General features: G+C 72.3%; 7 protein-coding genes. 4 read left to right on the top strand and 3 right to left on the bottom strand.

Annotated features, from left to right (window positions below):
* Window positions 1-10: 10 nt before the first annotated feature.
* On the bottom strand, window positions 11-1,339 hold the full coding sequence (locus AB0B66_RS22115) for an MFS transporter (RefSeq protein WP_360532798.1): 1,329 nt from the start codon (window positions 1,337-1,339) through the stop codon (window positions 11-13).
* Window positions 1,340-1,405: 66 nt separating this feature from the next.
* Here AB0B66_RS22115 and AB0B66_RS22120 point away from each other — a divergent pair, with 66 nt between their 5' ends.
* From AB0B66_RS22120 to AB0B66_RS22130, 3 genes are all read left to right on the top strand, one after another.
* Window positions 1,406-2,050 (top strand): TetR/AcrR family transcriptional regulator, encoded by a 645-nt coding sequence (locus AB0B66_RS22120; RefSeq protein ID WP_360532801.1) that lies wholly within the window; start codon window positions 1,406-1,408, stop codon window positions 2,048-2,050.
* 75 nt (window positions 2,051-2,125) lie between these two features.
* Window positions 2,126-3,466, top strand: coding sequence for an NAD(P)-binding domain-containing protein (locus tag AB0B66_RS22125; protein WP_360532804.1), 1,341 nt, complete (start codon window positions 2,126-2,128; stop codon window positions 3,464-3,466).
* A gap of 46 nt (window positions 3,467-3,512) precedes the next feature.
* On the top strand, window positions 3,513-4,328 hold the full coding sequence (locus AB0B66_RS22130) for an SDR family NAD(P)-dependent oxidoreductase (RefSeq protein ID WP_360532807.1): 816 nt from the start codon (window positions 3,513-3,515) through the stop codon (window positions 4,326-4,328).
* A gap of 137 nt (window positions 4,329-4,465) precedes the next feature.
* Here AB0B66_RS22130 and AB0B66_RS22135 read toward each other — a convergent pair whose 3' ends face one another.
* Both AB0B66_RS22135 and AB0B66_RS22140 read right to left on the bottom strand, forming a co-directional pair.
* Window positions 4,466-6,736, bottom strand: a complete 2,271-nt coding sequence (locus AB0B66_RS22135; protein ID WP_360532810.1) for a glycosyl hydrolase family 18 protein — start codon at window positions 6,734-6,736, stop codon at window positions 4,466-4,468.
* Window positions 6,737-6,813: 77 nt separating this feature from the next.
* Complete coding sequence (locus AB0B66_RS22140) at window positions 6,814-7,167, bottom strand: S24 family peptidase (RefSeq protein ID WP_360532813.1); 354 nt, start codon at window positions 7,165-7,167, stop codon at window positions 6,814-6,816.
* 159 nt (window positions 7,168-7,326) lie between these two features.
* On the opposite strand from AB0B66_RS22140, the gene AB0B66_RS22145 reads away from it, so the two are divergent.
* Window positions 7,327-8,358, top strand: a complete 1,032-nt coding sequence (locus AB0B66_RS22145) for a PHB depolymerase family esterase (protein WP_360532816.1) — start codon at window positions 7,327-7,329, stop codon at window positions 8,356-8,358.
* The last annotated feature ends 70 nt before the right edge of the window (window positions 8,359-8,428 follow it).

Consider the following 8,428-nt stretch of genomic DNA (forward strand, 5'->3'; position numbering starts at 1 on the left):
CCGGGTCCGGTCACCGCAGCGTGCGGTCCAGGGTGTAGCGGCGTTGCAGCAGCATCGCGATCACCATCAGCACGGCGGGGACGACACCGAAGCCGAGCCGGATCATGGTGTGCGCGGACTCCGACTGCACGACCTCGGTGCCCGCGCTGCTGGCGACGAAGCCGCCGATGGCCAGGCAGGCCGCGTACACGTACGGCCCGAGCGCGCCGCCGGTGGCCTCGGCCGCGGTCCACACACCCGTGTAGGTGCCCGCGCGGGTGGTGCCGTCCGCGCCGCTCGCGCGGATCACGTCGGGCATCATCGAGAACGGCAGCAGCTGCATCGCGGCGAACGCGATGCCGAGCACCGCGACCGCGGCGATCAGCACGGGCAGGCCCGCGGCGCTGCCGAAGGCGAGCACGATCGAACCGGCCACGAACGCGCCCTGCGCGATGAGCAGGCCGGGCTGCTTGCCGATGCGGCGCGCCACCACGACCCAGACCGGCGTGGCGATCAGCGCGGGCGCGACGAACGCGGCGACGAGCACGGTGGTCAGGCCGGGGCGGCCGAGTTCGTACTCGGCGAAGTAGGGCACGGCGGCCAGCACCAGGTGGCTGGTGGTGGACATGGCCAGGTAGGAGCCGACGAGCCAGCGGAACTGCGGGTCACGCAGCGCGACGAGCAGGGTGCGCAGGCCCGCCTTGCCGTGTCCGGTGCTCACCGGGCTCGGGGCGGCCGCAGTCAGCCGCCGCACACCGCCGATGCCGATCAGCATGGTGACCAGCATCGACGCGCCGAGCACGAGGCCCATGAGGGCGTACCCGGACCGGGTCGCTTCCTCCTTGCCCGCCAGCATCGGCGCGAGCACGCCGCTGAGCAGGATGCCGACGGTGAGCACGACCATCCGGAAGCCCATCAGGCGGGTGCGCTCGTGGTAGCCGATGGCCAGGTCGGCGGGCGTGGACAGGTAGGGCACCTGGTACGCGGCGAACAACAGGTTGCCCGCGATGAAGGCGACGGCGACCCAGGCCGCGGCGGAGTTGCCGATCAGGCCGCCGGGCACCAGGAACAGGGCCGCGAAGGCGAGCGGCAGGCCGCAGCCGATCATCATCAGGATGCGGCGGTGGCCGCGGCGGGCCAGGTCGGCGTCGGAGAGGTGGCCGACCCACGGGTGCAGCAGCACGTCCGCGATCTTCGGAAGCAGCAGCACGAACCCGGCGACCAGCGGCGCGACGGCGAGCACGTCGGTGAGGAAGTAGAGCAGCAGCAGGCCGGGTACGGTGACCCAGGTGCCCATGCCCAGTGACCCGCTCGCGAAGGCCAGCATGCCGCCGCGGGGAAGCCGCGCCGCCTCGTCCATACCCTCTCCTCGCTGTTTCGCGGGTGTAATCCAACGTTTGCTGGATAGTAGGGCACGATGGAGCGCATGACTACACCCCGACGGGGACCGGGCCGCCCCCGGCGCGCGGACCAGCGCGCCACTCCCGACGTGATCATCGAGGCGGCGGCGGGCCTGTTCGCGCGGCGCGGCTTCGACGCCGTCGGCATGCGCGAGGTCGCGGCGGCCTGCGGCGTGGACGTCGCCACGGTGCACCACCACGTCGGCACCAAGGCCGCCCTGTACGAGTGCTGCTTCGCCCGCGTCTTCGCGGCCGAGAGCGAGGCGCTGACCAGGGCCGTCGCCACCGCCCGGGAGGGGCTCGCCGCCGGGCCCGGCCCGGCCATGGCCGCACTGCACGAACTCGTCGACGTGTTCATCGACTTCCTGGAGGACCGACCCGAGGTCACCGGCCTGTGGCTGCGCCGCTGGCTGGAGCCGGACCGGCACGCCGAACTCGACCAGCGCTACAGCGAGCCGCTGTACCAGGCCGTCGAGCAGGTGCTGGCCGAGGCCGACGCGGCCGGCGTGCTCAGCGAACCGCAGCCGCACCTGGCCGTGCGCAGCCTGGTCTGGTCCGTGCACGCGCACGTGGTCGGCCTGCTGTCCGGTGCGAACGGGGCCCGCCAGCGCCGTGAGTTCCGCGCCTTCGCCCACCGCTGGCTCGACCGCATGTACCCGCCGTCGGCCTGACCGCCGGCGGGCGCTTGACGCGAGCACCCCTCGCGACGCAATATCCAACGGACGTTGGATTTCGGGAGGGTACGCATGACGCCACGGGTCGCCGTGATCGGAGCCGGGCCGGCCGGGCTGGCCACGCTCAAGGCACTGGCCGACCGGGGTGTGCCCGCCGTCGCCTTCGACGCCGCGGCCCAGGTCGGCGGCCTGTGGGTGTACGGGGCCCCGCACTCCTCGGCGTACCGCACGCTGCACCTGAACACCTCGCGGACCCGCACCGAGTTCGCCGACCTGCCCATGCCAGCGGACTGGCCCGACTACCCCGACCACGGCCGCATCGCCGGCTACCTGCACGACTACGCCCAGCGCTTCGGCCTCACGGCGTCGGTGCAGCTACGGCACACGGTCACCGAGGTCGTCCGCGACGGCGCAGGCTGGCGGGTGACCGCGCTCGGCCCCGACGGCACCACCACCGTGCACGTCGAGGCCGTCGTGGTCGCCAACGGGCACAACAGCCGCCCCAAGCTGCCGTCGCCCGCCTACCCGGGCGAGCTCGGCGTCGAGCAGCTGCACAGCCACGACTACCGCGGCCCCGAGCAGCTCGCCGGGCGGCGGGTGCTGGTCGTCGGCGGCGGCAACTCGGCCATGGACATCGCCGTCGACGCCTCGTACGTCGCCCCGCGCACCCTGCTGTCGCTGCGCCGCGGCGTCTGGATCGTGCCCAAGCACCTGCTCGGCAAGCCGTCCGACACCCTCAACGGGGCGCTGGCCAAGCGACTGCCGTGGCGGCTGCGCCAGCGCATCAGCCAGACCATGCTGCGCTTCGCCGTCGGCCGTCCCGCTGCGTACGGCCTGCCCGCCCCGGAGCACGGCTTCCTGCAGGACCACCCGACGCTGTCGGACTCGCTGCTGTCGCGCATCACCCACGGCGAGATCGGCGTCCGGCCCGCGATCGCCCGGTTCGACGGCGACCGGGTGCGCTTCACCGACGGCGCGACCGACGAGATCGACCTGGTCGTCTGGTGCACCGGCTACGACATCGACCTGCCGTTCCTCGACCCGGCGCTGCTCGGCGACGGCGCGGACCGGCTGCCGCTGTTCCGGCACGTGTTCCACCAGCAGGCCCCCGGGCTGATGTTCGTCGGCCTGATGCAGTCCACCGGCTCGGCGCTGCCCGTCGTCGAGGCCCAGGCCCGGCTCGCCGCCGCCCACCTGGCCGGGCAGTACGCGCTGCCCGACGCCGCCGGGCAGGCCGCCGACATCGCCGCCGAGCACCGCGCCGCCCGCAACCGCTGGGGCGAGCGCCGCCCCGCCATGCGCATCGACTTCGACGCCTACCTCGCGCTCGCCGCGAAGGAGCTGACCGACGGCGCGGCCCGCGCCCGCCGCGGCCAGGGCGTCACCTGGACCAGCTCGGCTGCCGTCCGATGAGCACGCCCACCGGCCGCCCGGCCCGCACACCGCAGGAGACCGCTCGATGACCACCCTCAACGGCCGGCGCGTCATCGTCACCGGCGCGAACGGCACCTTCGGCCGCCTGCTGTGCGCGCGGCTGGAACTGGCCGGGGCCCGCGTCGTCGGCCTCGACCTGCGCGCGGACACGGTCGGCACCTCGCCGGTCATCGCCTGCGACCTGACCGACGGCGCCGCCGTGCCCGGCGCGGTCGCCCAGGCGGTCGAGACGCTCGGCGGCCTCGACCTGCTGATCAACAACGCCGGCGTCGGCGGGCCCGCCCCGGCCGAGCTGGCACCGGGTGACGCCGCCCGCAGGCAGCTCGACGTCAACCTGATGGCCGCCTGGCACACCACCGCCGCGGCCGTGCCCGCCCTGGAGCGCAGCCGCGGCCGGGTGGTGTTCGTGTCCAGCCGCATGGCGCTGCTGCCGCTGCCGCTCGCCGCCGCGTACGGCGTCAGCAAGCGCGCCCTGGTCGCGTACGCCGACGCGCTGCGGCTGGAGGTCGGCACGCACATCGGCGTCAGCGTCGTCTACCCGAGCATGGTCGCGTCCCCGATCCACGACGCGTCCGCCCAGGCCGGCCTGTCCCTGCAGGGCGTGTCCCGGTACGAGCCGGTGGAGGGCGTGGTGGCCGCGATCCTGCGCGCCGCGACCGCCCGCAAGGCCCCGCGCGACGTGGCCACCACCGGGCGCGGCCGGTTCGAGCTGCTCCTGGCCCGGCACCTGCCCTCGGTGACCGGCGCGATCGTGCGTCGCACCATCGCCAAGCGCGTCGCCGCCGGTGACCTGGACCAGGCCCCGCTGGCCGCGGGCATGCGCCGCCGCGCGGGGCGCTGACCCCGGCGGCGGCCGCGGTGGTGATCGCCGTTTGAGGTCAGAACGTGCGGTCGGACCGCAGATCCTGTCCTGAAACGACGATCACCGTCGAGGCCGCGCGGCGCACGTCCGGGCGGGGCGCGCCGCGCGGCGGTCCGTCACAGGCCCGAGTGCACCGCCGACATCAGCGTGCCCGACGCGGTGTCCCCGGACATCTCCCAGATCATGCCGCCGAGCAGGCCCTTCTGCTTGATCCAGGCGGTCTTCTGGCCGATCGACCAGGGATCGTCGAAGCTCCACCATTGCCCACCCGCGCCGGTGTAGCAGTAACTGGAGACCGACTGCACGTCGTGGTAGACCGTGCACCCGGGCACGCCCGCCAGCAGGTTGGCGTACCCCCTGGTCCCGGCCTCCTCGGCGAACTGCCCCGGGGCCGCGCCGGTCGCGGTCTGCCACTCGCCGTTGACGCCGCCGGCCGCGACGCCCTGCCAGCCGCGCCCGTAGAAGGCCACGCCGACGGTGAGCCGCCGCGGGCTGACCCCGGCGTCGAGGTACGTCTGGATCGCCTTGTCCACGCTGAACTCGAACGCGTACGGGTCCTGCGCGTCGCGGTACAGGTTGGCCTGGTGGCCGGTGCGGTTCGGCTCCCAAGAGTTGTCCGAGCCGGACCCGTGGAAGTCGTAGCCCTGCACGTTGGCGAAGTCCATGTAGTTGAAAACGCCGTTCGGCCCGATGTCCCAGCCCGCCGCGATCTTCGCCGGGTCGGCCGGGGTGAACGCGGTGATCAGGTAGCGCTTGCCGGTGGTCGCGGTCAGCGCGTCGAGCTGGCGGCGGAACTCGGCGGTCAGCGCCGTGTTGTTGGCCTTGTCCGCCGGACTGACGTGGTTGCCCGGGTGGCCCTCCGCGCCCGGCCACTCCCAGTCGAGGTCGATCCCGTCGAAGATGTTCGCGGCGCTGCCCGGCCCGCCCGCGCCGTTGTACGCCGGCAGGTTGCCCTTGATGTAGATGTCGATGCAGGACCGCACGAACTTCTCCCGCGCCGCGGGGGTGGCCGCGACGTCGGAGAAGTACTTCGAGTAGGTCCAGCCGCCGATCGAGATGAGCACCTTGAGGCGCGGGTGCTTGGCCTTGAGCTTGCGCAGCTGGTTGAAGTTGCCGCGCAGCGGCTCCCAGCCGGTGTCGGCGACCCCGTCGACGGATTGCGACGCGGCCATCGGGCGGCCGTAGTCGGCGTCGGCGTCACCGGCGCCCGTACCCTGGTCGGGGTCCTGCGGGTTGGTGGTGGTGCCCCGGGTGACGCCCTGCAGGCAGGTCAGGTTGACCGGGTCGATGTTGGCGAAGGCGTAGTTGAGGTGGGTCAGCTTGGCCGCCGCGCCGCTGGTGTCCAGGTTGCGCACGAAGTACTGCCGGCCGTAGATGCCCCACTGCACGAAGTAGCCGACCTTCGCGTAGCTGCCCGCCCCGAGGACATCGTCGGTGGTGACGGTGACGGCGTTCGAGGCGGCGGAGGCGTTGTCGTAGGTGTCGCGGGCCTTGACCGTGAAGGTGTACGCGGTCAGCGGCGACAGGCCGCCGACCACCGCGGTCAGGCCGGTGACGCTGGCCCGCAGGGTCGTGCCGGTGTACACGTCGTATCCGGCGATGCCGCTGGCGTCGGTGGCCGCGTTCCAGGCCAGGGTGACCGAGGTGGCGGCCTTGGCGGTCGAGCGCAGGTTGCCGGGCACGGTCGGCGGCGTGGTGTCGTTGGCCGGGTTCAGCGTCGTCGCGCTGACCGGCGCGCTGACCGCGGACAGGTTGCCGCGGGTGTCGCGGGCCCGCACGGTGAAGGTGTACCCGGTGTTCGGGGTCAGGCCCGTGACGGTCGTGCTGGTGGCGGTGCTCGTCGCCACGACAGTGCTCCCGGACAGCACGTCGTAGCCCGCGATCGGGAAGTCCGTCACCGCGGCGGCGGTCCAGGCCAGGGAGACGATACGGGTGGTGCGCCCGGTGACCGTCACGCCCGTCGGCGTGCCCGGGGCCCGGTCGGCGCTGCCGTCGCACTTGTTGCCGTTGATCCGGCAGTTCAGCGGGGCCGCGCCGGAGCCGTACGCGATGAACCAGGGGCTGTACGGCTCGGTGCTCGCCCCGGCGGCGACCGTGCCGTTGTAGTGCGCGTTGACGACGGTGACGTGGCTGCCGGACTGGGTGGCCGTGCCGTTGTAGAAGTTGCTCATGGTCACGCCGGCCGGTAGGTCGAACTCCAGGGTCCAGCCGGTGATCGCGGCGCCGGTGGGGTTCGCGACGACGAACTTGTCCATGAACCACGAACCGTTGTTGGTGCTCGAGAAGGTGGCGGTGAGCCCGGCCGGGGCGGCCGCCGCGACGCCGGGCAGCGCCAGGGCGGTGACGGCTATGGCAAGGATCGCGGCAAGGGAGCGGATCTTGCGCATGTGCCCTCCTGTTATTAGGAAACTTTCCTAATAATGGACCCAGGGCGGGGCGCGGTCAATGCCATACTTGCATCTGTCTATGTGCTTGGCTGTCTGAGCTTGCCGTCCAGCCGCGGCCGCGCCGCTCCCTCGACCTCGGTGCAGATGCCGAAGACGCGGGCCTGACCGGTCCAGCCGTTGACCCGGCCCCGGTTGTTGCTGATCTGCACCCGCCCGGCTGCCGCGTCCACGGCCGACACCAGGTGCAGGTAGACCGTGCCCGCGACGCGGGCCAGTACGATGTCGCCGACCTGGACCGCGGCCGGGTCCACGGGCGCGACGGCCACCAGGTCGCGGCTGCGGATCAGCGGAACCATCGAGTTGCCGGTGGGCCGGAACCGCACGGTCGCCCCAGCGGCCACCCGCGTGGCGACGCTGTCGAGCATTCCCATGGGACACAGGATGCCCGGACGCGCCCAGACCGGGCCAACGATATAGCGCATGGCGGCGGGAGCCATCCCAGGACATCGAAACATGTGGACGGCGGGGCTGGAGGCTCGCGCGGCCCGCGCCTACGGTGACGCCACCCCTGTCACCGGAAGGAGTCGGCCATGTCACCACGTGTCCGCGCCGGCGTCGCGGTCGCCGCCGCGCTGCTGGTCGTTTTCGGATCCGCCGCGCCCGCCGCCGCCGCGACGCCCTACACGGTGCCGCCCGTCACCGGCACCCTCAAGACCTACAACATATCCAGCGTGTACGTCGCCGGCGTCTCCTCCGGCGGCTACATGGCGACCCAGCTGCACGTGGCCTACTCGGGCCGGATCAAGGGCGCGGCCGTGTTCGCCGCCGGGCCCTACTACTGCGCGCAGTACAACGCGAGCCGGGCGCTCTACGCGTGCGGCGACAATCTGTGGTCGACGCAGCTGAGCAGCCTGCAGTCGTACACCTCGCTGTGGTCGGGCTACGGCTGGATCGACCCGCCGTCGGCGCTGTCCGGCGACCCGGTGTACGTCTACCACGGCAACAACGACACCACCGTGAAGAAGTCGGTCACCGACGATCTCGTGCGGTACTACCAGCACTTCGGCTCAAGCGTGTCCTACAACTCGGGCGGCTCGGCCGGGCATGCCTGGGTCACGCCGTACGGCACGGGCGGCTGCACGGTCACCGCGTCGCCGTACCTCAACGACTGCGGCACCGACCCGCAGAACGCGATGTTCGCCAAGCTGTACGGCGCGGTGAACGCCCGCAACACCGGCCCGCTCACCGGCTCGCTGATCCGGTTCGACCAGAACACGTTCGCGGTCAACGGGTTCGCGGCCGGGCTGAGCATGGGCAGCAGCGGCTTCGCGTACGTGCCGAGCAGCTGCGCGGCCGGTCAGAGCTGCCGTCTACTGGTCGCGCTGCACGGTTGCGCCCAGGGCTACGACGCGGTCGGCACCGCCTTCGTCGACCGCGCCAACCTGAACCAGTACGCCGACACCAACAACACCGTCGTCCTGTACCCCCAGGCCACCGCCTCCGCCGTGAACCCGTACGGCTGCTGGGACTGGTGGGGCTACCTCGGCTACACCAACTACCCCATCAAAGGCGGCCTTCAACTGGAAACCCTCATGAACATGATCCGCCGCCTCGACGGCTGACCCTCTCCTCGTTCGGCAACTCTTAAAAAGTCGCGGCCTCCAGGTGACCTGGAGGGGGCGTCTTTTTTAT

Origin of the sequence: Catellatospora sp. NPDC049111, assembly GCF_040648615.1 — a bacterium.
Taxonomy (GTDB): domain Bacteria; phylum Actinomycetota; class Actinomycetes; order Mycobacteriales; family Micromonosporaceae; genus Catellatospora; species Catellatospora aurea.

What these genes read in the sequence shown, in the direction of transcription:
- AB0B66_RS22115 (WP_360532798.1), bottom strand. Translation starts at nt 1,339, where the DNA reads ATGGACGAGGCGGCGCGGCTTCCCCGCGGCGGCATGCTGGCCTTCGCG.
- AB0B66_RS22120 (WP_360532801.1), top strand. Translation starts at nt 1,406, where the DNA reads ATGACTACACCCCGACGGGGACCGGGCCGCCCCCGGCGCGCGGACCAG.
- AB0B66_RS22125 (WP_360532804.1), top strand. Translation starts at nt 2,126, where the DNA reads ATGACGCCACGGGTCGCCGTGATCGGAGCCGGGCCGGCCGGGCTGGCC.
- AB0B66_RS22130 (WP_360532807.1), top strand. Translation starts at nt 3,513, where the DNA reads ATGACCACCCTCAACGGCCGGCGCGTCATCGTCACCGGCGCGAACGGC.
- AB0B66_RS22135 (WP_360532810.1), bottom strand. Translation starts at nt 6,736, where the DNA reads ATGCGCAAGATCCGCTCCCTTGCCGCGATCCTTGCCATAGCCGTCACC.
- AB0B66_RS22140 (WP_360532813.1), bottom strand. Translation starts at nt 7,167, where the DNA reads ATGGGAATGCTCGACAGCGTCGCCACGCGGGTGGCCGCTGGGGCGACC.
- AB0B66_RS22145 (WP_360532816.1), top strand. Translation starts at nt 7,327, where the DNA reads ATGTCACCACGTGTCCGCGCCGGCGTCGCGGTCGCCGCCGCGCTGCTG.